Origin of the sequence: Sphingomonas soli NBRC 100801 (assembly GCF_001591025.1) — a bacterium.
Classification (GTDB): Bacteria; Pseudomonadota; Alphaproteobacteria; order Sphingomonadales; family Sphingomonadaceae; genus Sphingomonas; species Sphingomonas soli.
In genome coordinates this window covers 185464-211463 of the sequence record NZ_BCTZ01000013.1, presented here as the reverse complement: position 1 = coordinate 211463, position 26000 = coordinate 185464, and the positions used below count along the sequence as shown (strand labels likewise).

General features: G+C 65.7%; 20 protein-coding genes. 17 read left to right on the top strand and 3 right to left on the bottom strand.

The features are described 5' to 3' along the window. Positions 1-42: 42 nt before the first annotated feature. Positions 43-810 (bottom strand): hypothetical protein, encoded by a 768-nt coding sequence (locus tag SSO01S_RS10295; protein ID WP_066798591.1) that lies wholly within the window; start codon positions 808-810, stop codon positions 43-45. Between the two features lie 47 nt (positions 811-857). On the opposite strand from SSO01S_RS10295, the gene SSO01S_RS10290 reads away from it, so the two are divergent. Together SSO01S_RS10290 and SSO01S_RS10285 are read left to right on the top strand one after the other, a co-directional pair. Then, the gene (locus SSO01S_RS10290; RefSeq protein ID WP_157073727.1) at positions 858-1538 is read left to right on the top strand and encodes a hypothetical protein; all 681 of its coding nucleotides are present in this window, start codon (positions 858-860) and stop codon (positions 1536-1538) included. Positions 1539-1581: 43 nt separating this feature from the next. Next, the gene (locus tag SSO01S_RS10285) at positions 1582-2358 is read left to right on the top strand and encodes a hypothetical protein (RefSeq protein WP_066798589.1); all 777 of its coding nucleotides are present in this window, start codon (positions 1582-1584) and stop codon (positions 2356-2358) included. Between the two features lie 191 nt (positions 2359-2549). Here SSO01S_RS10285 and SSO01S_RS10280 read toward each other — a convergent pair whose 3' ends face one another. Together SSO01S_RS10280 and SSO01S_RS10275 are read right to left on the bottom strand one after the other, a co-directional pair. Beyond that, positions 2550-2912, bottom strand: coding sequence for a hypothetical protein (locus SSO01S_RS10280; RefSeq protein ID WP_157073726.1), 363 nt, complete (start codon positions 2910-2912; stop codon positions 2550-2552). Between the two features lie 54 nt (positions 2913-2966). Next, the gene (locus SSO01S_RS10275) at positions 2967-3494 is read right to left on the bottom strand and encodes an SOS response-associated peptidase family protein (RefSeq protein WP_066798587.1); all 528 of its coding nucleotides are present in this window, start codon (positions 3492-3494) and stop codon (positions 2967-2969) included. A gap of 49 nt (positions 3495-3543) precedes the next feature. On the opposite strand from SSO01S_RS10275, the gene SSO01S_RS10270 reads away from it, so the two are divergent. From SSO01S_RS10270 to SSO01S_RS10200, 15 genes are all read left to right on the top strand, one after another. Beyond that, positions 3544-4161, top strand: coding sequence for an SOS response-associated peptidase (locus SSO01S_RS10270; protein WP_066798586.1), 618 nt, complete (start codon positions 3544-3546; stop codon positions 4159-4161). Continuing rightward, positions 4158-4589 (top strand): DUF1810 domain-containing protein, encoded by a 432-nt coding sequence (locus SSO01S_RS10265; protein WP_066798585.1) that lies wholly within the window; start codon positions 4158-4160, stop codon positions 4587-4589. The genes SSO01S_RS10270 and SSO01S_RS10265 overlap by 4 nt, the downstream gene beginning before the upstream one ends. Before the next feature lie 127 nt (positions 4590-4716). Beyond that, positions 4717-5727 carry a hypothetical protein gene (locus SSO01S_RS10260; RefSeq protein ID WP_066798584.1) on the top strand — a complete coding sequence of 337 codons (1011 nt, stop codon included), beginning with the start codon at positions 4717-4719 and terminating at the stop codon, positions 5725-5727. A gap of 155 nt (positions 5728-5882) precedes the next feature. After that, positions 5883-6548 carry a hypothetical protein gene (locus SSO01S_RS10255; RefSeq protein ID WP_066798583.1) on the top strand — a complete coding sequence of 222 codons (666 nt, stop codon included), beginning with the start codon at positions 5883-5885 and terminating at the stop codon, positions 6546-6548. Positions 6549-6693: 145 nt separating this feature from the next. Beyond that, positions 6694-8562, top strand: a complete 1869-nt coding sequence (locus SSO01S_RS10250; RefSeq protein ID WP_083942961.1) for an SIR2 family protein — start codon at positions 6694-6696, stop codon at positions 8560-8562. After that, positions 8562-10010 (top strand): argonaute/piwi family protein, encoded by a 1449-nt coding sequence (locus tag SSO01S_RS10245; RefSeq protein ID WP_066798582.1) that lies wholly within the window; start codon positions 8562-8564, stop codon positions 10008-10010. The genes SSO01S_RS10250 and SSO01S_RS10245 overlap by 1 nt, the downstream gene beginning before the upstream one ends. Before the next feature lie 87 nt (positions 10011-10097). Continuing rightward, positions 10098-10484 carry a thermonuclease family protein gene (locus SSO01S_RS10240; protein WP_066798581.1) on the top strand — a complete coding sequence of 129 codons (387 nt, stop codon included), beginning with the start codon at positions 10098-10100 and terminating at the stop codon, positions 10482-10484. A 435-nt stretch (positions 10485-10919) separates the two neighbouring features. Further along, positions 10920-14633 carry an anti-phage protein Upx-like protein gene (locus SSO01S_RS10235; RefSeq protein WP_157073725.1) on the top strand — a complete coding sequence of 1238 codons (3714 nt, stop codon included), beginning with the start codon at positions 10920-10922 and terminating at the stop codon, positions 14631-14633. Positions 14634-14698: 65 nt separating this feature from the next. Then, positions 14699-15475 carry an ImuA family protein gene (locus SSO01S_RS10230; RefSeq protein ID WP_174520777.1) on the top strand — a complete coding sequence of 259 codons (777 nt, stop codon included), beginning with the start codon at positions 14699-14701 and terminating at the stop codon, positions 15473-15475. Beyond that, positions 15393-17213, top strand: a complete 1821-nt coding sequence (locus SSO01S_RS10225) for a DUF6504 family protein (protein WP_157073724.1) — start codon at positions 15393-15395, stop codon at positions 17211-17213. The genes SSO01S_RS10230 and SSO01S_RS10225 overlap by 83 nt, the downstream gene beginning before the upstream one ends. Then, entirely contained in the window at positions 17213-20476 is a 3264-nt protein-coding gene (locus SSO01S_RS10220; RefSeq protein WP_066798579.1) for an error-prone DNA polymerase, read from the top strand. Before SSO01S_RS10225 ends, SSO01S_RS10220 begins: the two co-directional genes overlap by 1 nt. Before the next feature lie 114 nt (positions 20477-20590). Further along, the gene (locus SSO01S_RS10215) at positions 20591-20965 is read left to right on the top strand and encodes a helix-turn-helix domain-containing protein (RefSeq protein ID WP_066798578.1); all 375 of its coding nucleotides are present in this window, start codon (positions 20591-20593) and stop codon (positions 20963-20965) included. Further along, a complete protein-coding gene (locus SSO01S_RS10210) occupies positions 20965-22197 on the top strand; it encodes a type II toxin-antitoxin system HipA family toxin (protein WP_066798577.1) in 1233 nt (410 codons plus the stop codon). Before SSO01S_RS10215 ends, SSO01S_RS10210 begins: the two co-directional genes overlap by 1 nt. A 371-nt stretch (positions 22198-22568) precedes the next feature. Further along, positions 22569-23768: a hypothetical protein gene (locus tag SSO01S_RS10205; protein ID WP_066798576.1), complete on the top strand. Its 1200-nt coding sequence runs from the start codon at positions 22569-22571 to the stop codon at positions 23766-23768. 119 nt (positions 23769-23887) lie between these two features. Next, on the top strand, positions 23888-25978 hold the full coding sequence (locus tag SSO01S_RS10200; protein WP_066798575.1) for a ParB/RepB/Spo0J family partition protein: 2091 nt from the start codon (positions 23888-23890) through the stop codon (positions 25976-25978). Positions 25979-26000: the final 22 nt, after the last annotated feature.

Below are 26000 nucleotides of genomic sequence, written 5' to 3'. Positions count from 1 at the left end.
GGATTGACTGCGCTTTCCGGGGCGCTTTGCGGGCCAGGCTTCTCACGGATAGCGTGCCTGGATGAAGGCGCCGATGCCGTCGAGCATCTCGTCGATCCGGCTCAGCGTGTGGCGGATCAGCACGTCGCTCATATAGATGATCCAGGTCTCGCCATTGGTGAGCGAGCGATCGAACCAGTCGCTCGGCCAGCCCTCCCGCACGATCGTCGCTTCGAAGTTGGTCCGCTCCAGCTGGGGCCATTCGAAGCCGTGGTGCAGCATCTTGTTCCGGTACCCGAAGATCGCGCCGAGGGTCTTCGCATAGTCGGCGGGCATATGCGGCGTGAGGCCCGTGGCCTCCACCAGTTCGACGATGCCACGCAGCACGCTCGTGCTCTTCTTCCCGGCTGCGTTGAACACGAGGTGCGGGTCCCAGAAGTCCGGGTCGGCGGCGTGCGCAGCGCGCGTGCCGGTGAGCGTGACGGGTTGCACCGGCGCCTCGATATCCCGGATGCCGGCGAAGATTCCGACGAACAGCGATTCGAGAAACGGCGCGAGCATTCCGATCGCCGAGGCCGAGTGGGCGGCACCCTGGAACACGGTGCCGTGCATCTCGTCGACCCAGCTATTCTCCAGATGCATGCCATATTCGCCCGAGGCTTCGCTGGCGCGCTTGGCAAGCTCGCCAATCTCCTCCTGAAGCGCGGCGTCCGCCTCGGCGTGCCGGCGCAAAAGACTGTGAATGGCGCGAAGTTGTGCATCGAGATCGGCATCCCCGAGCAGCAGCACCGCATAGTCGCGGTCGGTCAGGCCAAAGTTGTTGCCACCCATCTGTTCACTCCCCTCCCTTGGCCCTATTGCGTCCAGCAGGAGACGGCATGACAAGCTGCAGCGAGACTAGCCACTGTATTTTGAGCAGCATCGGCTGTTTCATCTACGACTTCCAGACGCTGCTGACCGGCATCGTCGCCATTGGCGTCGCCGTCATTGCCGGCATTCCGGTCTGGCGCCAGCTCAAGGACAGCAATCTCCAGACGCGCATCTCTCACCGCGAGACGCTGGCGACGCTGCTGCGCGATGCGCTGCGGCGGTATGACAGGGTCGAGAAGTCGATCCGTGACCCTTTGTCCTTCGCCAGCCGGGCGACGAGCGATCCGATGGGTGAGCCGCTCGAACTCGGAACCGAGGACGCCCATCACCTGCAAGGCGCGATGAACGGCGTGCTCGACTGGTATCTCGTGATCCTGAAGGACACCGAGCATGCCGATATCGAGTCGCGCAAGTCCGAGCTCAAGTCCGCGCTTGCCCGTCTGGTCGAGACCGCGGGCGATGCGCACTGGGCCGATATCAATGACCAGCATGACGAGGACAACAATTTCTCGGATGAGGAGTGGGCGGCTATTGAGGCGCGGTGTGCCGCCGCGAAGGTCGAAGCGACCAAATGCGTGAGCGACGTGGAGAAGGCCTATCGCAAGTTGCGCGAGGCGCAGCAGCAATGGGTCCAGTCGCTGCGGACCCAGATCGCGAGGCTCGACCTGCAGATCGCCGCTCCCCGGTGAGCGCGGCGAAGCGCAGCTGCCGCGTCAGGCGCTGAATTTCGCTATGCCGGACGCGCCGCTGCTGATTGATCTGCGCAGTTTCGTGGACGCCTATGGCGGCGATCCGCGCTACAAGCTGTTGTCTAAGCTGGTGCGTAATGCCCATTCCATGGTGTCGATCCGCTTCGACCTGCACCGTGCGCTCGCCACGATGCAGTTGCTGTCGGAGCAGCAGGCAGCGATCGCGGCGAAGCGCGAGCAAGGCGTGCCGGCCACCGAAGCCGAGGGGCTGCTATGTTCTTCGCTCTTCGTGACTCCGCTGTTCCTCTATGCGCGCGCGGTCCACAGCCAGGGACGCGACCGCAGTACCCTCGACCTGCGCGGGAACTTGCCGGACGATCTCCGCGCCGAGCATGCCCGCATCCTCGCGCTTCGCGACCAGCATTTCGCGCACTATGTCTCCGGCGGCTCATGGGAAGACTATCGCGTCGTGCTCGTGCTCGGCGACGACAGGATGGGGATCAGCTATCCCAACGAGCGCCGCCTGCTGCGCGCCGAGGATGCCTATGCCCTGCACCGTCTGCTGGAACATGCGCAAGCGCTTACCGAACGCGCCTATCTCAAGGCCTCGGAGCGGTTGAATCTCGAGCTGAACGCGCTTTTCGACGACGATGATTTTGCCGACCTCGTCGGCGCCTTCCGCTTCGAGCCTGAAAGCTTCTTCACCTCAGGCGAGGTGCGCGGGTTCATGGACTCGCTCGATACGCAGAACTGGTCGTTCGACGCCGAGATGAAGACCGACTTCAGCTATCGGCCGCCAGACGAGCCGAGCAAGGGATGACGATCTAGCGACTGGCAGGTCCCCGGAAGGGGAGGGGAAAGGGGAAGGGCTTCCCCTGATGGCGAGCCTTTGGTCTCGCCATACCCCTTCTGCGGGGGCCGGCCCCCGCAACGCCCCCGGCCTGTTCCGGCAAGAGGCATGGCCCTCGCGCGTTCTGATCCGCCGATGCTGCCAGCCCGGGGGCCCGGCGTTCAGAAAGGCAGATCGTCGATGAAGAGGATGAGCTCCTGGAATCCGCCGGCCTCGAACCCGATCCCCGCTTCGGTGTCGCTGAGCGGAAAGCGCGCGGTGGCTTCGAGCACCGAGCGGGGGTCGGACTGGCGTTCGGGATCGTTTGCCGCAGTCCACCGCGCCAGCGCGGCGACACGGGCGTGGAGCGCCGCGGACGCTGCATCCTCTTCGAACCCGGCTTCGCGCGCATAGGCCTGCAGCGCCAGCGCCTGCGCCTGCGGCCGGGCCCGAAGATGCGCAGAGAGCGCGGCCAGCACCTCGAGCGCGGCCTCGATCTGCGCGGCGCTGATCGGCACTGCGTTGAGCAGGTCGGTTGCGCTCACGGATTTTTCGCGCGGGCTTGCTACGGCTTGCATCGGAAACATGTCCTTGGTCCCTCAGAAACTAAGTCCGGTCTGGCGCAGCTCGGGCGCCCGCGGTGCGATCTCGGTGACCGTGAAGCTGCGAGCCGGAAGCGCCTGGAGCAGTTCCTCCTGCGGTACGGTCAGGTCGAGCCAGGCCATGTTCTGGCGTCGCCGCAGCACCGAACCCTGGCGCTCCTGATAGAAAAAGACATCCGGGTTGGCCTCGATCGTCACCACCGCGAAGCTCAGCGGCCAGTCGGGATTGGCCGGCCGCCAGACGCCGGCGAGATAGAACCAGTTGCCGTCCTCGAGCGTGACCCGGAAGTGCCGGTCGCCATTCTTGACCTGGAACTCGCTTGCCGGGATCAGGCAGCGATGGGTCGGGAACGTCTTGCCTTCCGAACGGATGAACTTGAATGGCTTGGCGCCCTGGCCCTCCCAGGGCTGGAGGCCCCAGCCGGCCTCGACCATCTCGACCTCTTGTGCATCGTCGGGGTTCCGCCGGATGATCGGGCGACGGGTGCCGAGCGCGGCTTCCGACTCGAAGGGACTCGCTTTCATGGTGAGAACATAATGCGAACGAACGCGCGGCGCAAATCGGAGACCGGCGATGTGCAATGACTATCGGCTCGAAGTCGATATCGCCTCGATCATGGAGGATTTCGACGACCTCAAGATCAAGGTCGATCTGCCCGAAGGCACGCCCAATGTCGCCGCGCGCGAGGACATCAAGATCACCGATATCGCGCCGATCGTGCGCACCGCGGCCGGCGGGGGCGGCGAGCTGGTCAACCGGCGCTGGAGCTGGCCGGGCCATGGCCCCAAGAGCAAGCCCGTCTACAATTACCGCGCCGAGGGGCGGTCGTTTGGGGACAAGCGCTGCCTGATCCTGGCAGACGGCTTTTACGAGTTCACCGACCCCGAGGCGCCGAAGCAGAAGCGGCTCGACAAATGGCTCTTCACGATGAGGGACCATCGCTGGTTCTGCATCGCCGGAATCTGGCGTGAGAGCCCGCTCGGCGAGGCCTTCACTATGCTGACCCTCGATGCGGGCGAGGATGTCGCGCCCTATCATCACCGCCAGATCATTCCTCTGCCGCGCGACCGCTGGGCGGCCTGGCTCGATCCGGACGTGGCGGCAGAGGATGTGCTCGGCGTCCTGCCCAAGGGCAGCCTGGTGCCGGTGCGGGTCTATCCGCCCGAACCCATGCAAGCGTCGCTGCTATGACGGCGGCGACGACTTCGCTCGAGCGGTTCGTTGAAGCGCAGGCGCCGGTCTATGCCACCGCGCTCGGCGAGATCCGGCGCGGCGCCAAACGCTCGCACTGGATGTGGTTCATCTTCCCGCAGCTCGCCGGGCTGGGCCGGAGCGAGACCGCGCAGTTCTTCGGCATCCGATCGCTCGGTGAAGCGCGGGCGTATCTTGCGCATCCGGTCCTTGGGGGCCGCTATGTCGAGTGCGTCAAAGCACTGCAGGACATCACCGACATGAGTATCAGTGCCGAGGCAGTGTTCGGCCAGATCGACGCGATGAAGCTTCGGTCTTCGCTGACCTTGTTCGTCGAGGCCGGCGCCGGGCCGTTGTTCCACGCCGCGCTGGAACGCTGGTTCGGCGGAAGCCGGGATCCGGCCACTCTGGAATTACTGCAACGCTGAGCCTTTGAGCTAGGCCAGGAACGATCTTGCGGTCGGCGTAGTCGCCGCGATCGGCGTTCGGTGATAGCATTGCGCCGCGTATCGCACCAAAGCGCTGCGAGACCCTTAGAACAGAAAATGCGAACCGATGCAGCGGCTGGTCATCGACACCAATTACCTCGCCGATGAGGGGCTGCAGAACTACCTCGCAGCGTCGCGCCACAACTTCGGGCTCATCAACCAGATCACGATGGTCGAGGTGCATAAGGAATATGCGGCGACCAATGCCCGGCGCCTCATGCAGATCGCTTGCCGCTTTCCCGGCCAGATCATCATCCTGCGCGATCTTGTGGATCTCACCAATATGGACGGGACGACGGCCCGGCTCAGCCGGCGCATGATCGATGCCGACCAGACGGCCAAGTTCGGCGCCTATTGCGAGACGATCATCCATGCGCCGCTGGACACCGCGATCGAACGTCAATTCGCCTTCTTCGAGGAGCAATCCCGGGAATACCTGGCCGAGGTCGCCCAAACCGCGCCGCGGCTCTTCAACCTTTTCCGGATGGCGGAGCGCGCCTTCGATGCGAGCGACGTCCGGCACCTGTGCAAGCGGCAATCCTATCCAGCCGACTTGCAGAAGAAGCTCGTGCACCTTGCCTTCGCCATCCGGGAGGTCCTGATCGGTGCGCAGCAAGACCGCTTCCCCAAGGAAGCGGGGCTCGCCATCAACACCTATCTCTTACGGTACAGCCTGGTCGTGGCGATGTTCTTCGCGCGCTGGGTGAAGACCGGCCGCAACGACATCAGCAATCCGAAGCGCCTCCTCAACCAGATTTTGGACATGAAGATCACGGCCATAGCCACGTTCTTCGACGGCCTGCTCACCCGGGAACCGGATATGGCCGAGATGTACGAGGAAGCGTCGTTCGTGAGCGCGGCGCTGGGCGGCTACACCAAGTGCGGCAAGGGACACGGTCATGAAGGGCGGGAGGCCGCAGCCAGCCTCGACCCTTTCGACTCTCGAACGCCAGCTGGGATGCCGGATGATGAACGAGCGGTGGGCGTCCGGGGTGGAAACGGGTCGGACGCAGTCGCGGGCGCACCGGCTCGTGCTCGTGGCCGACGCAGTCCGGGAGCGGAAGAAACGCCTGCATAGGACCCCCACCTTGCCATCCGGGCTCCTCGGCAAAGCCGAAGAAATCGTCATTCCATCAACCGATCGCGCGCAAATTCAATTTACTGCGCATGATATTGCGATTTCGTGCGCGATGCGGTATCGGAGCGCTTCGACAGGAATTTGCGAGGGTTCAGGTGGCATTTCGCGCGGATGAGGCGGCCGAGGCCGGCCTGGAGCGGGTTAGAAGGTATCTCATTCCGCGCAGCCTGTCGGCGGACGAGCGGCAACAGGCGGAGCATGCGCTGGCGGAGATCGTCGCCACATGCGGGCCGGCGGTGGGAGGCTATCCGAGCTGGCATCCCCTCGTGGCGAAATCGCTGAAAGCGAGCGATCAGGTCACGACCCCCAGCGAGCGCTGCGGATACCGCGGCCTCGATCACACGGTGTATTTCGCGCATGGCTTCGTCACCTGCCCCTATGGGGACGGCGAAGACGTGATGCGCTCGGCGAACGACATTGTCGGACCCAAGGACATTTACGTCAGCGCCGAGGCGATTGACGCACCCTTTTATTCGACCGGGACCACCCCGATCCTCGTGAAGTGCGAGTGGATGGCCGACCTTGAGGAAGGCTTCACCATACCGAAATCCCTCGCCGTGCCGCTGATGCTTGAGAAGGAAGTTCCGGCCTGGCGTTGGTCTGAGGTCGGGGAGACATGGGAGAATATGCGCTCGTACCTTTTGGGCTCGCCGCATGGCTCGCGATCGTCACTGTTCGTCACTCAGGACACCGCGCTGGCCATGAAGAAGATATACGAGGCGATGGTCAATTCGGGCATGTACGGGCCGATTTACCGCTGATCTCGCCCGCAATTGATAGACTATGGATTTTAAGGCCCGGGATGGGCGCAGTCCGCACGATATACTTTGATTGAATTTGGAAGTCCTGAACTATCCCTTAATCCGAGCATCGTCGAAGGAGAGCCCCATCAGTTCCGTCCGAACCATGTCCGCTGCTCAGTTCGCGACAGCCTTCGCCCTGCGGCCAAATCTTGTGGCATGGTTCCTCGGCGCGGGCGCGTCGGCGGCGTCCGGGATTCCGACCGGCTACGCGATGATCCGAGACTTCAAGGCGCAAATCTTCTGCCGGGAGACGAATCTCTCCAAGCGGGAAATCGATACCGCTGATCCCATCTGGATCGACCGGATCGACGACTTCTTTCGCCGGACCTCGCTGCTGCCGCCGGACGGAGATCCGACGGAATATGCCGCCGCCTTTGAGGCGGTCTATCCCGAGCCCCGCCACCGTCGCCAATATATCGCGGATGCGATCGCGAAGGGCACGCCGTGCTTCGGGCATAAGGTGCTGGGAAGCCTCGTTGCTGCCGGCAAGGTCGACTGCATCTTTACGACCAATTTCGACCCGCTCGCAGAAGACGCCGCGGTTTCCGCAAACGCAATCCTGCCCGCCGCCGACCAGAAACGGCCGACTGTGGCTGCGATCGATTCCGCCGATCGGGCCATGCGGTGCCTCGATGAATCCGATTGGCCGTTAATCGCAAAGCTCCATGGGGATTATCAGTCGATCGCGATAAAGAATAGCGGATCGGAGCTGGAGCAGCAGGACGCCCGGATGCGGCACGTGCTGGTCGAGGCCGGCAAGCGGTTCGGTATGCTGTTCGTCGGCTATAGCGGGCGCGATGCCTCGATCCTGGAGACTTTGAATGAAGTCCTGGCTGCACCATCGCCGTTCCCGAACGGACTCTATTGGGTTACCGCATCAGCGAGCCGCCTGCTCCCGGCGGTCACCGAATTTCTGGATCGCGCGCAGGCCGCGGGAGTCGATGTCGCGGTTGTCGAATGCACGACGTTCGACGAGCTGGTTGCTGAGATCATAAAGACAACGGACCTGCCGCAGACGCTTTACGAAAACGTGATGGAAGGGCGGCCTACCCCGCGCCTCGTACCCGTCCACATTCCGAGTGCCAAAGCCCGTGCATTTCCGGTGCTGCGCTACTCGGCGATTCTGCTTCAATCGATGCCGACAGCGGCGAGGCGCATCCGGCTGGGCCAGTCGACGACCTCGGCAGAGGTGCGTGAGATCTTCAAGGCGAAGGGTTACCGGGCGACGGCAGCCGCGCTGGGGCGGGAGCTGGCAGTGTTCGGCCGAGACCAGGAAATCTTGGACGCCCTGGGTCCGCTCGGCCCATCGCTCGCTGGAACGATCGACCTCGACCCGGCCGCCGACAGCTGGGCCATGGGCTTGCTATACGATACGCTCGTGCGATCCCTGGCCCGGCAGCGCCCGCTCATTCCGCGCTACCGGCGATCGGGTCATTCGCTCGTCGTCGCTGCACCGCGCGATGGCGATGATCCTGAGCGAACGCGGCGCCAGCAGCAGACCCTGTCACGAATGCGCGATGCCTACGGGACCAATCTCTTCGGCGCGGTGCCCAAACTTGGCTTCCCCTTTCAGGAAGGCGTCCACCTCAAGCTCGAACAGGTCGACGGCAGATGGTGGTGCGGCTTCGAGCCCTACACCTTCGTCCAGCTGCCGCGGCAGGAGTCCGCCCCACCACAAGGCGCTGAGGATCCAGTCGCCGACCAAGCCCCGGCTGAAATGGGCATGCAGGCCGAGCGTCGAGGTGACCCTGCCGGTGATTGGCGCCGCGAACGCTGGGCTCCGCGCTACAATAAAAATTGGGCCAGCATTATCGGAGCCTGGGCCCAGCTTCTGACCGAAGCTGGGGGCTCTACGCGCAGCGCCTTCGGCCTCGAGGAAGGTGCCGGCTTCGACGCCGTGTTCAAGGTTTCGCCCGTCACCGGATATAGCCGCCCGTCGCATCACCATGCTTATTTCGACAGGAGCAAATGATGGCGAACCCGGCCCTTAGCGAGCTGCCGCCATTCACGCTCTTGGACGAGCCGGACCTGTCCTTCTCGCCATCCGACGCGACCCAAGTCGATGTCCATCCGCTCCGGGGACTCGTGAACCACGGGCCATACTCGATGGGTTCGTTCAGCGGCTATACCTCGCGCGTGCGCATCGCGACGGTCGGCCCGGAGAGCGCATTCCATCGTCGCGGCGACCTGATGAAGCTGCTGCGCAACGTGCATCGGCCGTCCGACCGCTCGGAATATGTGCCGGAATATCCTGGCTTCGAGCGCCTCTTCCGCGTGGCGCTCCAGGCCGCGCCCGCAAGTGCGCACATCAAATGGCCCGACCGCCTCGACCAACTACCGGGCGATGGCGACGCGCAGAACCGCCTCTACTTCGCCATGGATGCCGCGCTTCGGCGCCTCGACTCGGTGCGCAATGAATTCGATGTGGTGCTCGTCCATTTTCCCGACAATTGGGACACCGCGACACGCGGAAAATACTTCGACGCGCATGATGTGCTGAAAGCTCTGGGCGCCAAATACAATATCCCGACCCAGGTCCTGAACGACCGTGTCTTCACCTTCGGCTACAAGGCGTCGCTTGCGTGGCGCCTGTCGACCGCATTGTATGTCAAGGCTGCAGGCACGCCATGGAAGCTAGCGCCGCTGAAGGGTGTGCCGACCGACACCGCCTATATTGGGTTGGCCTATGCGCTGCGCGGCGATCAGCAGGACGCGCATTATGTGACCTGCTGTTCGCAAGTTTTCGACATGGACGGCGGCGGCATGCAATTCGTTGCGTTCGAGGCGCGGGACCCGGTGGCCGATGTCGCCGAAGCCCGCAGGAATCCCTTCCTCAGCCGCGACGACATGCGCGCGGTCCTCGCGCGCAGCCTGGAGCTCTATCAGGGGCGAAACGGCGGCAACCTGCCGAAGCGCATGGTCATTCACAAGACCACGGCTTTCAAGGAGAGCGAAATTGAGGGCGCGTTCGACGCGCTCTCCGGCGTTCCGGAAATAGAGTGCATCGAGGTGAGTTCGGCATCGTGCTGGCGGGGCGTCTGGCTGATCAAGTCAGGGGTGGAAAAGCCGCCGTCGCGGCCATCGGGCTTCCCCGTCCCGCGCGGTACGATGGTTGTCCGCACCGGCAACTCCGCCTTGGTCTGGGTGGCGGGCAATGCTCCCGAGGTCTCGACCAAGGGCGATTACTATCAGGGCAAGAAGAGCATCCCGAGGCCGCTGCAGCTGATCCGCCACGCCGGTAGCGGGCCGCTTGAGCTGACAGCCCATGAGGCGTTGGCGCTGACCAAGATGGATTGGAACAACGACGCGCTTTACGACCCTGTACCGGTCAGCATCCGCTATTCGCAGAAGCTGGCCCGTACGATTGCGAACGTCCCGGACCTGCCGCGAAACGTCTATCCGTATCGCCTGTTCATGTAACTGCTCCGGCGCATTGTGACTCTACGCGCATCGCCTGCAAGCGGCTACGGAATGCTGCGCCAACCGAACGATCAAGGATGACGATCTGTGCTTGCTGCCCTTTCACTGCTGATCGCTGCAGCGCCGGCGGGCGCCGCCTGCGTCGCCGTCGATGGCGACACCTTGCGGTGCGGGGACGAGCGCGTCCGCCTGCTCGGCATCGACGCGCCCGAGTTGCCGTGGCATTGCCAGCAGGGTCGGCATTGCGCGCCGGGCGATCCCTACGCCTCGACTCGATCACTGCGGGCAGCGCTGTCGCGCGGACCCGTTTCCCTCAGGCGGTTCGGGACCGATCATTACGGCCCTACCCTGGCGCTTGTCAGCGCGGGCGGCGTCGACCTGAGCTGCTGGCAGCTGTCGCACGGCCAGGCTATCTACAAGTCTTGGTGGGACAACGGTGGTCAGCTGGCGCGGATTTGTCCGGCCGCCCGGTAAGATAAGACTGCGGCAAAGATCTCCGGCTGCAAGGCTCGGTGGGGGACCTTCCAGCTTTAGGAATGAGGCTCGGCACCTTGTTGTCGCGTATCTTCGCGAACGTGGCAATCTGCGATGCGGGAGGGCTTGTTCTAGGTTTTCCCTATTTGGAGTCAGCGTCGCTTTGCTGTCGCCCATAGTAGCGACAATGCCGTTTCGCTTGCGGAATTCGAACATGCTGGCATGCCTGTTCGGTCCGGAAGGAGCATCTGGTCGGGAAGGGAACGCGCACAGATCATGGCCCGCAAACCGCCTGGAAGCGCGATTCTGCGAGCCGGATCATCGCTTGCACAACCGGCGGGACTCGGACCGCTCGGTGGTACGGCCTCGCTACCGACCGACATCACGCATCCGTTCTTCTCGTCGCGCGACCTCCCGGCCGTTCCGGCTGATGCGGTGCGACGCGTGCCGCAGCTGGCGCGGCGTATCGCACGCTGGGACCAGGGCCAGGCGCTCGCGCTGCTCGCAGGCTTGCAACTGGAGCCGCGCTTCCACGCCAATCACATTCGCCTGACCTGGGCGACGAGGCTCGTCCTCGGGCTCGCCGATGGCAAGCAGCAGGTCGGGCGGTCGGACCTGATGCGGTTGCTCAACGCGGACCTCGACAAGGCCGAAGTGCTGCGGATCGAGGATCCGAGCGAGGACTTCTTTCTCTCCCCGATCGCGACGCGGTTTGGCGAAATCCCGATCGTGATGGGCGTCTGGTCGCACCCCGCTTTCTACGTCGACTGCCTGGTGGAAGCCTTCACGCGCATGGCCGGCGCCGCAGACGCCGAGGTCATGCGGTCGGTCAAAGCGCTGCTCTCGCTTTCCAAGGCAGTGGTAGCGCGCGCAGGACTCGAGCGCCGGATCGCGGGCGAGGGCGAGCCGAATTCCACCATCGCCTTGCCCGCGGAAGCCCGGCTCGGCAGGCTTGCCGGTCATGTCCGCTGGACCGAGGCGGCGCTGGGCGGTGCGGACATCCCCAGGGATGCGCTTGCCCGGTTCGTACTTTCGGAAGCGGAGATGACGGCGACGCTTGATGCCAAGCCGGCGAACGCCCCGCTCGACTTCAAGCCGCTGGTCGCCCTCGGGTCAGATTTGCTGCTGGCCTCGCCGGCGGCCATCTCGATGGCAGTGCGGGCGGCAATAGCCGATCATGTGCTTGAGACCGGCCGCGAAGCTGCGCTCACCGAGGCGCTTCTCGTCGTCCAGGCCGAACGCCTCTCCGAGACCCGCTTCGCTCAGACCGACGACGTCGCCACTCATTGGGGCCTCGGCGAGCCGATCCGGTCCCATGTCTTCGAATATTCGACCGGGCGCTACATGCACCTCGAGCAGATTGCCGGCGATTTCGCGGGTTGGCGCGAGCTGGGCTTCGGCGAGCCCTGGCCTGCCAATAGCGCGCGTGGCACGCGGATCGTCGCATCGATGCGCAAGGCGCACGAGGCCGTGAAGGACGAGCCAGGCTATTGCTTCGGTGCGACGCTCTACCTGATGGGTGGTTGGGGCAAGGGCGAGCGTATCGACTTCGCGCGGCCTGACGATCTCGAAGGCTGGCGGTTCATGGGCATCGAGGTCGCCGATGCGATCGCGCTGAGCGGGTGCTCGGACGGCTTATTGGGCGATTTCTGGCGAGTGGATGTGCTAGCCGACATGGTTCGCCGGCAAGGCTTCGGCCTCCAGAATCTCAGCGGCCCGCTCAATCTCTTCCAGTGGTGGAAGGAGACCAACTACACGCTCGTTCCCCAGAACGAACGCGACATTCGTCCACCGATTCAGCTGAGCATGCCGACCGACAGCCTGTTCGCCGCGCGCCGCGAGGGGATCGAGGCCTATGACCGCCGCGCCGTGGCTTGGCCGGACGGTGGCTTCCGCCCCGTCGTCCGCCTCGATCCGATGGCCAGCTTCGGCACGCTCGAGCCGATCTACGTCTCGTTCCAGGCGCTCAAGGCACAGCGCCTGGTCGGCGTCTCGCTTGCCGGCGCACGCCCCGCCTGGTTGGAAATCGTGCGGCCCGAGGATCCCGATGCGCTGTCCGCAGCCCATCAGAATTGGGCCGCCGCGCTCCATTGGCTGAGCCTGGTCATGCCGCTGCTCGATGATGATGATGTCGTTGGACCCCAATTGCCCGTGCGCGTGACGCTGGAAATATCCGGCTCCAATGATTTCGGTGGCGAGGTGCCGGATGAGGTGGCGCTGGATGCCGATATCTCGGTGGAGATCCTGTCCGACCAGATCGCGGTGCGGACCGGCGACATCTGGCAGCAAGGCGCAAGGCGGATCGACAATCGCGGCGAGGTCGCCCTTGCCGCTGCGCTGCTCGAAGGCGTGAGCCGGGCGACTGGCAGGCCGATCGAACGCACAGAGGCCTTGGCGCGAGTTCTGGAAGCGGTGCCCTCGAGCGACGTCCGTTGGCGACATGCCTATCAGCCGGAGCGTGCGGCCGATGTGCTTCGGCTTCACGGCATCCTGTCCCAGCGCTTTCGGGAAATGTCGCGCTCGGCGGTCTCGCTGATCAAGCACGGCCATGCTTTCGGTCCCGAGCGCACGCCCGGGACGGTGATCACCGGCAAGGAGGCATGCGCGCGACATCTGGGTGAGCTGCATGCGTCGAGCTTGGCGGTGCTGCTCGGCGGGGTCGCATATTATGACCGCACCGACCTCGTCTCGATGGCGCTCGGCATGATGCAGGCCGGCATTGCCGATGAGCAGCATTGGGCGCTCACTGCGCGGGCGCTGCGCGGGATCTACGGACACGATACCGATCTGGTGGTGAGCCTGGCCCAGCGTAGCCGCGTGAACGCCGTTCTGCGCGCATCGGCGATCCTGGCCGAGGTCGCGGCATCGCATGCGCTCGAAAGCGGTGGGATGCGGGTCGGCGAGATGGACTATGACGAGCTTGCCGCGATGGCGTTGCACCATTTCGGATATTGCGAGCTTGTTTTCAGCCTGGCCGGCGACCGGCTTACGCCCAAGCTGATCGTCAGCCCGACCGGCGATCTGCTGTACGACCATAGTTTCGGCGATGGGACATTGGCGCCGAGCGCCGCTGCGATGCATTCGGAGCAGCGGCAGCGCCATATCGGAGATTATGGCTGGTGGCTGGCACGCGAGCCCGGCGCGCCCTCCACCCTGGAGCCCGATCTCATCGCGGCCCTGAAGGCCGAATACGGCGTGACTTCCGCCGTCTTCGGTGATTTCAATTCCGGGTTGTGCGATGTGGCCGTGTCCGCGGGCCAGGATGTTCTGCTGCTGACGCGCTCCGATCTGATCGCGCGGGTGCGGGACGCAAAGGGCATCGACGAGGCGACGCTGGCGCTGCTTGTCGACCGCCTCACCCTGCCGTGCCGCGATGGCTGGGATGACGTGCCACCGGGCGCGCATTCGAACGACTATGATCTTGGCCGCTTCGACCGCCCCCAATCCTTGATCGGGAGGCCGCTGCTCGCGCTGTCGAAAGGGCCGGACCCGCTCCTGGCGGTTGGTCCGGCGGCGGTGGAGCGCGCCTTTCTGCACAATCTCTCCGGCGCGCTGACCGGCAATCTTCAGGACCGCTTCTGGTCGAGCAAGACGATGCGCAGCCATGTCGGGCGCGCCGCCAATCGCGCGGGCATGGCGTTCAACGACGGCATTGCCGAGGATCTGCGCGCCCTGGGCTTGCAGGCGGATGCTTCCATCGCGCCTTGGGCATGCCTGAATCACAAGGCGACGCCAACGATCAAGTTGCTCGGTGATATCGACGTGCTCGCGTTCAGTCCGGATCGCCGCCACGCCTGGGTGATCGAGGCGAAGGACATCAAGCTCTGCCGGACCCTCGGCGAGACCGCGCGGCGGCTCTCCGACTATCGCGGGCAACTGCGCGCAGGCGGAAAGCCTGACAATTTGCTGCGCCATTTAGATCGCGTCGCCTATGTCCGCGCGCACGCCGCCGATCTGGCGAAGCGGCTCAAGCTCGATGGGGTGCCGCAGGTCCATGGGCTGGTCGTGGTGGACACACCCCAGCCCATGAACTTCGTCGAGGCGAACCCGTCCATCGACGCGCGCTTCATCCGCCGGCGGGACTTGTCCACCGTGGATTGGGCGCCTCAGGCCAAGGGCAAGCAGCCTGCGCAAAAGCGCAGCCGATGATTGGCGCTTGACGGATCGCCCGACTCACCGGAACATAATGGGAACGAACGAGTCGTTATTCCCTTATGCTGACGGATGCCGCCTTTGCCGAGACTGAACGCGCACGCCTGCTCGCCGAGCTGAAGGCGCGTATCGCCGTGCCGGTGGCGAGCGGCGCGCCGCTGCTGCCGTTCGGGATCGAGGCAATCGACACGCGGCTGGGCGGCGGCGGTCTCGATGGCGGTGGGCTGCACGAGGTTAGCGCCGCCTTGCCGACGCTCGGAGACGATGCCGCAGCGACGCTATTCACCGCAGGAGCGGCGGCACGATTCGCAGCCGAGACCAATGCGAGCGTTGCCTGGGCACTGACTCGGTTCGATCTCTATGCGCCCGGGCTCGAGCAAGCCGGCCTGTCTCCGGGCAAGCTGCTCTATTGCGAGGGCCGGGACGAGGTGATGGCGCTTGCCCTTGCCGAAGACTGCCTGCGCGACGGCAGTTTCGCGGCGGTGGTCGCCGAAGTGAAGGCCGCCGACCAGACCGCCACAAGGCGGCTCCAGCTTGCCGCCGCCGACGGCCGAACGCCGATGCTGCTCCTGCGACGCTGGGCGCGGGCCGCGCGGGATCCACTCGAAATCCCGTCCGCCGCCTGCACGCGGTGGCGGATCGGCTGCGCGCCTTCGGTGCCGCTGCCGCATGCCGGCGTCGGCCGCTCCTGCTGGTCGGTCGATCTTGTCCGCCAGCGCGGCGGCAATCCCTTCTCTCTTATAGTCGAGGCCTGCGATGGCAAGGGTCGCCTCGCTCTACCTGCCCCAGCTCGCAATCGAGCGGCTGCGGCGGCTGGAGCGGACCGCCGCGCCGCCTGAGCGGCCATGGTCTCCCGCACCGATCCTGCCGCCGAGCATCGACGACGAGCCCGGAGCCTGTTCGGTCCCGCGCGGCGGGGGCTGGCGCCCCGGCGCGCGCTGGGCGCAGGGTGGGCTTGGCCGGGAAGGAGAAGCGGAGCGGATCGCGGCGCTGCCCGCGCACCAGCAGCCGCCGATGCGGCTGCTCGGGCGGCGCTCCGAGCCGGTCGAGCACCCGTTCCGCGCGATGCCTTCGGACGAAGGGGGGCGGGGTTCGGCGCGGGCGGCGATGCCGACGGCCGCGCTTGGCACTTTGCCCTGGGGTCGCCCGACCGTGCTGATCGAGCGCATCGGCCAGCGCGAGGTGGTGACTGCCGCCTGTCCGGTGGCACTGGCGCTCGACCTGGTGCCCGGCATGGCGGCGGCGCATGCGCGCGCGCTGGTCGGTGATCTCGATGTGCGCGACGCCGACGCAGGCGGTGACCAGGCATGGATCGACCGGCTGGCGCTGCACGCAGTCACGCATTGGACGCCAATTGCCTCGCCCTCGGGCGCCGATGGGATCTGGCTCGATCTGACGGGTACCAGCCATCTGCACGGCGGCGAGGTACGCTTTTGTGCCCGCATGCTGCGCTTTCTCGCGCGGATCGGATTTACCGGGCGCGTGGGGGTCGCGGGAACGGCCGGCGCTGCGCATGCGATCGCCCGTTTTGGCGGGGAGGCCGTCACCATCCTCGCACCTGGAGCGGAGGCGGCGGCGCTTGCAGGGGTGCCGATTGCCGCGCTGCGCCTTGAGCCTCAGGCGCTGGCCGCCGCCGCCCGGTTCGGACTCGAACGCGTCGGCGATCTCTATCCGATGCCGCGGGGACCGCTCGCCAAACGGCTGGGCTTGTCGACCGTCACCCGGCTCGACCAGGCGCTCGGCCGTGCCGCCGAGCCGATCGTGCCGGTAATTCCGTTCGAGGCGCCCGAAGTCTCGCGGCGCCTGCTCGAACCGATCGCTACGCCTGAGGCGATCGCGCAGGTGATCACCGATCTGGTCGACGACCTTGTCGCGGTGCTTCGGGCGCGAGGTCTTGGCGTACGTGCCGCGGTGATCACCGCTGAACGGGTCGATGGCGCCGACCAGCATCTTGGCATCGGCGCGTCACGCGCCACCCGCGATCCCCGCCACCTCGTCCGGATGTTCGGCCTCAAGATCGACCGGCTCGAGCCCGGGCTCGGCATCGAGGCGATGCGGCTGGTCGTGCCGCACAGCGAACCGCTGGGCGCGCGCATTGCCGGCGCGCTCATTCCCGATAGCGATGCGCAGCCGGACCTCGCGCCCGCCATCGACCAACTCGCCGGGCGCGCCGGGGAGGATGCGGTGTTCCGCATCGGGCTCGAGCAGAGTGACGTGCCCGAGCGGGCGGTTCGCCGTCTGGGCGCCCTGGCCGAGCCGCAGGGCTGGCCCGCCTGGAAACGGCCGGTGCGAATCCTGCCGCGCCCTGAGCTGCTGTCACATGTGGTTGCCTTGCTGCCCGACCACGCGCCACGGCGCTTTACCTGGCGGGGCAAGCCCTATCGCGTGATTGCCGGCGACGGGCCCGAGCGCATCCATGGCGAATGGTGGCGGACGGACCGCGAGCTCTGGGCGGTGCGCGACTATTTCCGGGTCGAGGTGGACGGCGGCCAGCGCTTCTGGCTGTTCCGCCGCGGCGATGGCGTCGTCCCCGAGACCGGGGATCTCAGCTGGTATCTGCACGGCTTTTTCGGCTGATGGCCAGCTATGTTGAGCTTCAGGTGACCAGTCACTTCTCGTTCCTGCGCGGGTCGAGCGCCCCGGAGGAATTGTTCGCCGCGGCGCAATTGCTGGGCCACACCGCGCTCGGCCTGGCCGACTGGAGCACGGTCGCGGGCGTGGTCCGCGGCTGGGATGGCCAGAAGACGACGGGCGTGCGCATGATCGCAGGCAGCCGGGTCGATCTGACCGATGGCCGGGCATTGCTGCTTTATCCGACCGACCGTCCTGCCTGGTCGCGCCTCACGCGCCTGCTCTCGATCGGCAAGGCGCGTGGCGGCAAGGGCCTTTGCATCCTCGGCTGGAGCGATGTCGCGCAGCACGCGGAGGGGATCGTCGCGATCCTCGTGCCCGACCTGTCCGACGCCGAGACCGGTGCGCATCTCGCCGAGCTGGCGCAGGTCTTCGGCTCTCGCGCCTATCTGGCGCTGTCGTACCGGCGGCGTCCCGATGATATCGAACGCCTCCATGCGTTGGATGCCCAGGCGCGGGCGGCCGGCGTTCGTGCCGTCGCGACCGGCGACATCCTCTATCATTCGCCCGAGGCACGGCCGCTGCAGGACGTGGTGACCGCGATCCGCGAAAAGACCACCGTCGACGCGCTCGGCTATCGGCGCGAGCGGTTCATGGACCGGCACCTGAAGTCGCCGGAGGAAATGGAGCGCCGCTTCGCCGACTTTCCGGATGCGATCGCGGCGAGCGCGGACATTGCGCGAGCGTGCACCTTCGATCTCGGCGAAATCCGCTACCAATATCCGTACGAGCAGGTGATGGAGGGGAAGACCGCGCAGGAAGCGCTGGCTTACCTTACAGAAGACGCGGCGGCCGCTAAATTCCCCGGCGGCGTTCCCAAACCCTATGCCGACCAGATCGCTCATGAGCTGCGGTTGATCGACCAGCTCGGCTATGCGCCCTATTTCCTGACCGTCCGCTCGATCGTGGAGGAGAGCCGCAGGCGCGGCATTCTCTGCCAGGGGCGCGGCTCGGCCGCCAACAGCTGTGTCTGCTACCTGTTGGGCATCACCTCGATCGATCCGATCCAGCACGAGCTGCTGTTCGAGCGCTTCGTCTCCGGCGAGCGCAAGGAGCCGCCCGATATCGATGTCGATTTCGAGCATGAGCGCCGCGAAGAGATCATCCAGTGGATCTATGAGACCTATGGCCGCACCCGCAGCGCGCTGACCGCGGTGGTGACGCGCTATCGCACCCGTGGCGCTGTCGCCGAGGTCGGCAAGGCGCTCGGCCTGCCCCGCGATCTCACCAAGATGCTGACCGGGCTGGTCTGGGGCTGGTCGATGGACGGCATCTCGGACGAGCAGATCGCCAGCCTCAACCTCAATTCTAAGGACCATCGCCTCAAGCTGACGCTGCGCCTCGCGCGCCAGCTGATCGGCACGCCGCGGCATCTGTCCCAGCACCCAGGGGGCTTCGTGCTGACCCAGGACCGGCTCGACGATCTCGTGCCGATCGAGCCGGCGCGGATGGAGGACCGCCAGATCATCGAATGGGACAAGGACGATATCGACGCGCTGCGCTTCATGAAGGTCGATGTGCTGGGTCTCGGTATGCTCGGCTGCATGAACCGCGCCTTCAACATGCTGGAGGCGGACAAGGGCATCCGCATCGGCATGGCCGATCTCCAGGACGATGATCCGGAGGTCTACAAGATGATCCAGAAAGCCGACACGCTCGGCGTCTTCCAAATCGAGAGCCGCGCCCAGATGTCGATGCTGCCGCGGATGAAGCCCACGAAATTCTACGACCTGGTGATCGAGGTCGCGATCGTGCGGCCAGGACCGATCCAGGGCGACATGGTCCATCCCTATCTTCGCCGGCGCGAAGGCAAGGAGAAGCCCGAATATCCCAAACCCGAGCTGCGCGCCGTGCTCGAGAAGACGCTTGGCGTGCCGCTCTTCCAGGAGCAGGCGATGAAGGTCGCGATCGTCGGCGCGGGCTTCACGCCGGCCGAGGCCGATCAGCTGCGCCGCGCCATGGCGACCTTCAAGCTGACCGGAGGCGTCAGCCATTTCTACGACAAGCTGGTCGGCGGCATGGTCGCGCGCGGCTATCCGCAGGATTTCGCCGAGCGCACCTTCAAGCAGATCGAGGGCTTCGGAAGCTATGGCTTCCCCGAGAGCCATGCCGCCAGCTTCGCCAAGATCGCCTATGCGTCCTGCTGGGTGAAGCATCATCATCCCGACGTCTTCTGCGCGGCATTGCTCAACGCGCAGCCGATGGGCTTCTACGCGCCCGCGCAGATCGTCCAGGACGCGCGACGGCACGGAGTCGAAGTGCGGCCAGTCTCGATCAATGACAGCCATTGGGACTGCACGCTGGAGCCGACCGGCGGGCGATACCTCGCCGTCCGGCTCGGGTTCCGGCAGGTGCGTTCCCTCGCCAATGTCCATGGCGCCGCGATTGCCGTAGCCCGGGGCGATCTCGCTTATGAAAGCGTCGAGGAAGTGTGGCGCCGGGCCGGCGTGCCGCGCGCCGCGATCGAGCGGCTCGCCGAGGCCGACGCGTTCCACTGCATCGCCGAGGACCGCCGTCAGGGCTTATGGAAAGTGAAAGGCCTGGGCGAGGCACCCCTGCCGCTGTTCGCCGCGGCCGATGCGCGCGAGGGCGGCTTTTCGCCCGAAGGCGTTGAGCCGCGGGTCACCTTGCAGCCACTTACCGATGGGCGCGAGGTGGTTCAGGATTACCGCACGCTGCAGCTGTCGCTGCGTGCGCATCCGCTTTCGTTTCTGCGCGAGCAGCTCGCTGCCGAGAAGATCGTGCGCTGCTCCGATCTCGGCAGCATCCGCGACGGACGCCATGTCGAGGTCGCGGGCGTGATCCTGGTCCGCCAGCGGCCCGGCTCGGCGCGCGGCGTACTGTTCATCACGATCGAGGACGAAACCGGCGTCGCCAACGGGATCCTGTGGCCCGACCGGTTCGAGAAACAGCGCCGCGTGGTGATGTCGGCGTCGATGGTGAGCTTGCGCGGGCGGCTGCAGAAGGAAGGCCATGTCATCCACGTCATCGTCGATCGCGTGGTGCCGCGCGACGAGATGCTGCGCTCGATCGGGCGGATGGCGATGCCGATCCCGTTTGGGCGCGGGGACGGCGCAACGCATGCCGGGAGTCCCGATCGCGGCGAAGCCGGTTGGCGCCCTGGGCCCCGCGATCTCTATTCGCCGCCCTTTCCGAACGGTGTCGATCCGGAAGACCTCATCAAGGTGCGCAGCCACGATTTCGACTAAGGACTAGCAGGCCGCACCGCCCGTGCGGCCGTGACTGGAAGGCATACGCCGTCTCTATCACATTGTGTCATATCTGATTGATTATTGCCCGTTGTGCGTTATATATGCTGTATTATGTCCTCGCCCAAATCTCGACCTCTATTGCGCCAGCTTGGCAATGACCTGCGCTCGGCACGGCTCCGGCGGCGCATGTCGGTGGCGGACCTCGCGCTGCGGTCCGGGGCGTCTCCCAGCACCATAACCCGGCTGGAGAAGGGCGAGCCGGGCATCGGCATCGGAACGCTCGCCGATGTCCTGATCGTGCTCGGCCTTGCCGAGCGTCTCGGCGAGTTGATCGATATCCGGCACGATGAACTTGGCCTCGCCCTGACCGATCACAGCCTGCCGCAAAGGGGACGAAGCTCTCCGGCGGCGCGGCGGCGCAGGCGCGACGAAGGCGATGTCGGCAGCATGGACGACGTATCCGATGACGATGGCGTCGCATTCTGATGGCGGACTATCGCGCAAAGGTCGCGCTGGGTGACGCGCTGGTCCCGGTCGGGCTGCTGCGGTTCACGCACGCCGGGCCGCGGCAATTCTCGAGCTTCGCTTATGATCAGGCATGGGTCGACAACCCGCGCCATTTCGATCTTTCCCCGGACATGCCGCTCGACGGCGGGCCGTTTCATGCGTCCGCCCAGCAAGGCGAGCAGCGCGATGCCCTTGGTGGCGCCTTTGCCGATGCGGCGCCGGACAGTTGGGGCCGAAGGCTGCTCGAGCGCAACTATGGCAATGGCCTGAGCGAGTTCGAGTATCTGACCTTGTCCGACGATGCCTGCCGCCAGGGCGCGCTGCGCTTTCTGGATTTGGACGGTGCCGTGATCACCGGCGCCGCCGCAGATGCGGTGCCGCGCCTCATCGATCTCGAAGCGCTGACGGCGATCGCCCGCGCCTATGAACAGGGAGCCGAGCTTTCCGCCGAGGACCTGGCGACGCTTGCCGGCGCGGGCGGGTCGGGCGGTGCCCGTCCCAAGGCCAATGTGCGCGACGGCGACCATCTGTGGCTCGCCAAATTCACTTCGGTGCTCGATCAGCAGCCGGTCGAGCGCGCTGAGGTTGCCGTTCTGCGTCTCGCGGCAAAATGCGGCATCACCGTGCCGGAGGTCCGGCTCGAGCTGGCCGACACCCCTTATCCGGTCGCACTGCTCCGGCGGTTCGACAGGCAAGGCCTGGGACGGATTCCATATATTTCCGCGCGGACCGCGCTTGCCAAGCGCGGCACCGCGCTCGGCTCCTACACCGAGATTGTGGACTTCATGCGCGGTCATTCCGCCGACCCCTTGCGGGATTTTGTCGAGCTCTACCGCCGCCTGATCTTCACCATTCTGGTGTCGAACAAGGACGACCATCTCAAGAACCATGGCTTCCTCTATGTCGGCCGGGGCCAGTGGCGGCTGTCGCCGATGTTCGACGTCAATCCGGCGCCCGATCGCAATCCGCATCTCGAGACGGCGATCCTGGAAGGAGGCGCCCATGACCGATCGATCAGGCTCGCTTTCGAGGCCTGCGAGTTCTTCGAGATCAAGCCGACCGATGCGCGTGCGCTGATCCGCGAGGTGGCGACCACGGTCGAGAAGAATTGGCGCGGTGCGATGCGCGACGCCGGCATCAGCGGTGCGCAAGCGCGTAGCTTCGAGCCCGCCTTCGAACATGACGAAGCGGAGCTTGCTAGAGTTATCTAGTCATATCTGACGCGATAACGGGTCCAATCTGTCATATATGCTCGATAGTGCAAGCGATTGGTCCGAAAAGTGTATACATATTTCGGACACCTTGTCGGGCCTGCGCTCTTCAGCACCGAAAAGGTACGTAAAGCTGCGTACTGCGGCGGCTCTGCGCGTGAGGGCGCGCAATTCTCTCAGAGAATTGCCATTAGGGTGTTGCCGAATGCCGGAAGGGGAAAGCCTTCCCCTGACGGCCAGCCGCATCTGGCCGTACCCCTTCTGCGGGCGCTCCGCCCCGCAACGCCCCGGAGAGGAAAAGGGCGGCCGGTTCGGCCGTGACGGGTCAGGGTCGGGAGAGAGTCTCCCGGCGCCCGTCGCGGAGAATTTCCATGGCCACTGTCCTCAACCACGCTTCCGCGCCGCCACCGCGCACCGCACCCTACAAGGTCGATATCTCGAGGGGCCGGCGCATTGGGCGGGTTTCGTCCGAATGGTTCTCGCGTCCCGACGACGAGCGCTATCTTTCGCTGCGCGAACTTCACGCCGCGACCCTCGCGCGGGCCAGGCGCGCCACGACCCGGACCATCGAGACCCGCGAGGTTCGGGTGGAGGCGAGCCGCGAGGATGCCGAGCGCCTCTCCCTGATCCTGCCCGGCCGCGACGAGCCGGTCGCGCCGACGCATTGGTCGTTCGGCCAGCTTGCGAGCCTGGTCGGCGCGCCGTCGGGTTATCTGCGCCAGCTCCCTGCGCCGCTCGCCGGCATCAACTTGCAGCACGGGCTGCTGACTCACCGGGGCGAATTGATGAAGACTCTCGAGACCGAGGATGGGCGCACCCAGCTGCGTGCGGTGACCGGTCCCGACTATGGGCGGATCTGGGACCACGAGCTGGTCGAAGCCGTCATGCGGATCGCCGGCAACGGCACCGGCGACACGCGCTGGAAGGTACCCGGTCTGCTCGACTGGTCGACCATGACCCATAATCCGCATGTCGAGATCACCCAGGATACCACCACGCTCTACGCGAGCGACCGCGACGTGTTCCTGTTCCTGGTCGATGATGCGCATCCGATCGAAGCCGGCAGGTTGCCCAATGGCGATCCCGACCTGTTCTTCCGGGGCTTCTACTGCTGGAACAGCGAGGTCGGCGCAAAGACGCTCGGCATGGCTTCCTTCTATCTCCGTGCGGTCTGCATGAACCGCAACATCTGGGGCGCGGAGGGCTTCGAGGAGATCAGCATCCGGCACTCCAAGTTCGCCGCGAACCGTTTCGCGCACGAGGCTGCACCAGCGCTCGAGAACTTCGCGACGTCCTCACCGCAGCCCTTCATGTCGGGCATCCTGGCTGCGCGGCAGCGGATCGTCGCTCGCACGGACGAGGACCGGCACGATTTCCTGCGCAAGCGCGGCTTCTCCAGGGCGGAGACCGGCCGGATCATCGCCACCGTGCTCGACGAGGAGGGGCATCCACCCGCCTCGATCTTCGACTTCGTCCAGGGGATCACCGCGCTTGCCCGCGACAAGCCCCACCAGGATGCGCGACTGGACCTGGAAGGCAAGGCCTCGAAGATCCTGGCCGCCGTTGCCTGACCAACGCCTGCTCCCCCCGCGGCGCGGCCCTCCCTCCCAGAGGTAGAGGGCTGCGCCGCTCCCATGGCGGGATGAAGGTTGGGAGAGAGTCTCCCGGCCACCCGCCATGGAGAACCGACATGGCAAAGCGCCAACCCAAGCTTGTCCTTGCGCCTGCGCAGGGGATTCCCTTCAACCTGCTGGTCCTGTCCCAGTCGAACGTCCGGCGGGTCAAGAACGGCGTCACGATCAACGATCTCTCCGCCGATATCGAGCGTCGGGGCCTGCTCAATGGTCTCAGCGTGCGACCCCAGCTGGACGCCGAAAGCCAGGAAACGGGCAAGTTCGAAGTCCCGGCGGGCGGTCGCCGCTTCCGCGCGCTCGAGATCCTCGTCAAGCGCAAGCGTCTCGCGCCCGACGCGATTGTGCCGTGCGTGGTCAAGCCGGCCGACAGCGCCGTCTCGGCCGAGGAGGACAGCTATGCGGAGAACGTGTTCCGCGAAGCGCTCCATCCACTCGACGAATTCCGCGGCATGAAGCTGCTCGTCGACAAGGGCGACGACATCGAGACGGTCGCCGCACGCTTTCGCGTGACTCCCGCGGTCGTGCGCCAGCGCCTGAAGCTCGCGGCGGTTTCGCCGGCTCTGCACGAGGTCTATGCCACGGATGGCATGACACTGGAGCAGCTGATGGCATTCAGCGTCTCGGACGACCATGCCCGGCAGGAACAGGTCTGGGAGCTGGTCCAACAGCATCCCAATCAGTCGGCCTGGTTCATCCGCTCCCGCCTGACCGAGTCCACGGTTGCCGCCACCGATCCTCGCGTCCGGTTCGTGGGCGTCGAGGCCTATGTCGAGGCTGGTGGCTGCGTGCTGCGCGACCTTTTCGAGGAGGATCGTGGCGGATGGCTGCAGGATGCCGCGCTGCTTGACCGGCTCGTGCTCGAAAAGCTGGATGTCGAAGCCGAGCGCATCGGCGCCGAGGGCTGGAAATGGGTCGAGACCGTGATCGACCTGCCCTATGGCTTCAGCCACGGCATGCGCCAGATCGAGCCGATCCACACCCCGCCGACCGAGGCAGAGCTCGCCGAGGTGGCGACGCTTCAGGCCGAAGCCGACGCGATCGAGGCCGAATGGTCGGGAGCCGATTCCATCCCCGACGAAGTCGACGCACGGGTGAATGAGCTCGACGAGCGCATCGGCACCCTCGCCGGCGGCAGCTGGAGCTATCATCCTGCCGAAATGGCGATCGCCGGCGTGTTCGTCTCGTTCGACCGGAGCGGGGCGTTCGAGATCGAGGCCGGTTGGGTGCGTGCCGAGGACGAGCCCTTGACCGAGCCCGTCCCGGGCGAAGGCGAGCGGTCCGCCGGGGGCGATGAAGAGCCTGTGGAGCCCGCGTCCGATAGCGAGTCGCTGGAGCAGGTCGAAGAGGAGGATGAGGGACTGAAGCCCTTGCCCGACCGCCTCGTCTCCGAACTTACCGCCGAGCGCACGCTTGCGCTTCAGGAGGCCGTCGCCTGCAATCCCAAGATCGCATTCGCGGCAGTGCTGCACAATTTCGTGCTCGCTACCTTCTATTACGGACGCACCGAGAGCTGCCTGATGGTCAGCCTGTCCCGGGTCGGCTTCGCGGTTCAGCCCGCGAGCATGAAGCACAGCCCGGCCGCCGCCGCGATCGAGGGACGGCACGCCAAATGGAGCGAGCGGCTGCCCGAATCCGATCGCGATTTGTGGGATGCGCTCCAGCAGCTCGACGGCGAGGAGCAGGCCGAACTCTTCGCGCACTGTGCCGCCTATTCGGTCAACGCGCTGTTCGAGGTTGCGCCGAAATACGACAATGGGCGCATCTCGGCGCACACCGTCGAGCGGCGGCTGGCGCACAGCCACATCCTCGCCCGCGCGACCGGCCTCGACATGGTCGCCGCCGGTTGGAAGCCCACCGCCGAGAATTTCTTCGGCAAGGTGACCAAGGCGCGGATCATCGAAGCGGTGACCGAGGCCAAGGGCGGGGAGGCCGCTGCCCGCATCGACCATCTCAAGAAGCCCGAGATGGCGCAGGAAGCCGAACGGCTGATGGCGGATGTCGGCTGGCTTCCCGAGCCGCTGCGCACGCCCGAGCTGCCGGCGCAGGCCGAGTTGCCCGGCGTCGGGGAGACGGCGAGCGCCTCGGCCGCACCCTCCGAACAAGACGGCGCGGACGACGAGGAGCCGCTGGCGATCGCGGCCGAATGACTGACTGGGGCGGGACGCTACG

What these genes read in the sequence shown, in the direction of transcription:
- SSO01S_RS10295 (WP_066798591.1), bottom strand. Translation starts at nt 810, where the DNA reads ATGGGTGGCAACAACTTTGGCCTGACCGACCGCGACTATGCGGTGCTG.
- SSO01S_RS10290 (WP_157073727.1), top strand. Translation starts at nt 858, where the DNA reads ATGACAAGCTGCAGCGAGACTAGCCACTGTATTTTGAGCAGCATCGGC.
- SSO01S_RS10285 (WP_066798589.1), top strand. Translation starts at nt 1,582, where the DNA reads ATGCCGGACGCGCCGCTGCTGATTGATCTGCGCAGTTTCGTGGACGCC.
- SSO01S_RS10275 (WP_066798587.1), bottom strand. Translation starts at nt 3,494, where the DNA reads ATGAAAGCGAGTCCCTTCGAGTCGGAAGCCGCGCTCGGCACCCGTCGC.
- SSO01S_RS10270 (WP_066798586.1), top strand. Translation starts at nt 3,544, where the DNA reads ATGTGCAATGACTATCGGCTCGAAGTCGATATCGCCTCGATCATGGAG.
- SSO01S_RS10265 (WP_066798585.1), top strand. Translation starts at nt 4,158, where the DNA reads ATGACGGCGGCGACGACTTCGCTCGAGCGGTTCGTTGAAGCGCAGGCG.
- SSO01S_RS10260 (WP_066798584.1), top strand. Translation starts at nt 4,717, where the DNA reads ATGCAGCGGCTGGTCATCGACACCAATTACCTCGCCGATGAGGGGCTG.
- SSO01S_RS10250 (WP_083942961.1), top strand. Translation starts at nt 6,694, where the DNA reads ATGTCCGCTGCTCAGTTCGCGACAGCCTTCGCCCTGCGGCCAAATCTT.
- SSO01S_RS10245 (WP_066798582.1), top strand. Translation starts at nt 8,562, where the DNA reads ATGGCGAACCCGGCCCTTAGCGAGCTGCCGCCATTCACGCTCTTGGAC.
- SSO01S_RS10230 (WP_174520777.1), top strand. Translation starts at nt 14,699, where the DNA reads ATGCTGACGGATGCCGCCTTTGCCGAGACTGAACGCGCACGCCTGCTC.
- SSO01S_RS10225 (WP_157073724.1), top strand. Translation starts at nt 15,393, where the DNA reads ATGGCAAGGGTCGCCTCGCTCTACCTGCCCCAGCTCGCAATCGAGCGG.
- SSO01S_RS10220 (WP_066798579.1), top strand. Translation starts at nt 17,213, where the DNA reads ATGGCCAGCTATGTTGAGCTTCAGGTGACCAGTCACTTCTCGTTCCTG.
- SSO01S_RS10215 (WP_066798578.1), top strand. Translation starts at nt 20,591, where the DNA reads ATGTCCTCGCCCAAATCTCGACCTCTATTGCGCCAGCTTGGCAATGAC.
- SSO01S_RS10210 (WP_066798577.1), top strand. Translation starts at nt 20,965, where the DNA reads ATGGCGGACTATCGCGCAAAGGTCGCGCTGGGTGACGCGCTGGTCCCG.
- SSO01S_RS10205 (WP_066798576.1), top strand. Translation starts at nt 22,569, where the DNA reads ATGGCCACTGTCCTCAACCACGCTTCCGCGCCGCCACCGCGCACCGCA.
- SSO01S_RS10200 (WP_066798575.1), top strand. Translation starts at nt 23,888, where the DNA reads ATGGCAAAGCGCCAACCCAAGCTTGTCCTTGCGCCTGCGCAGGGGATT.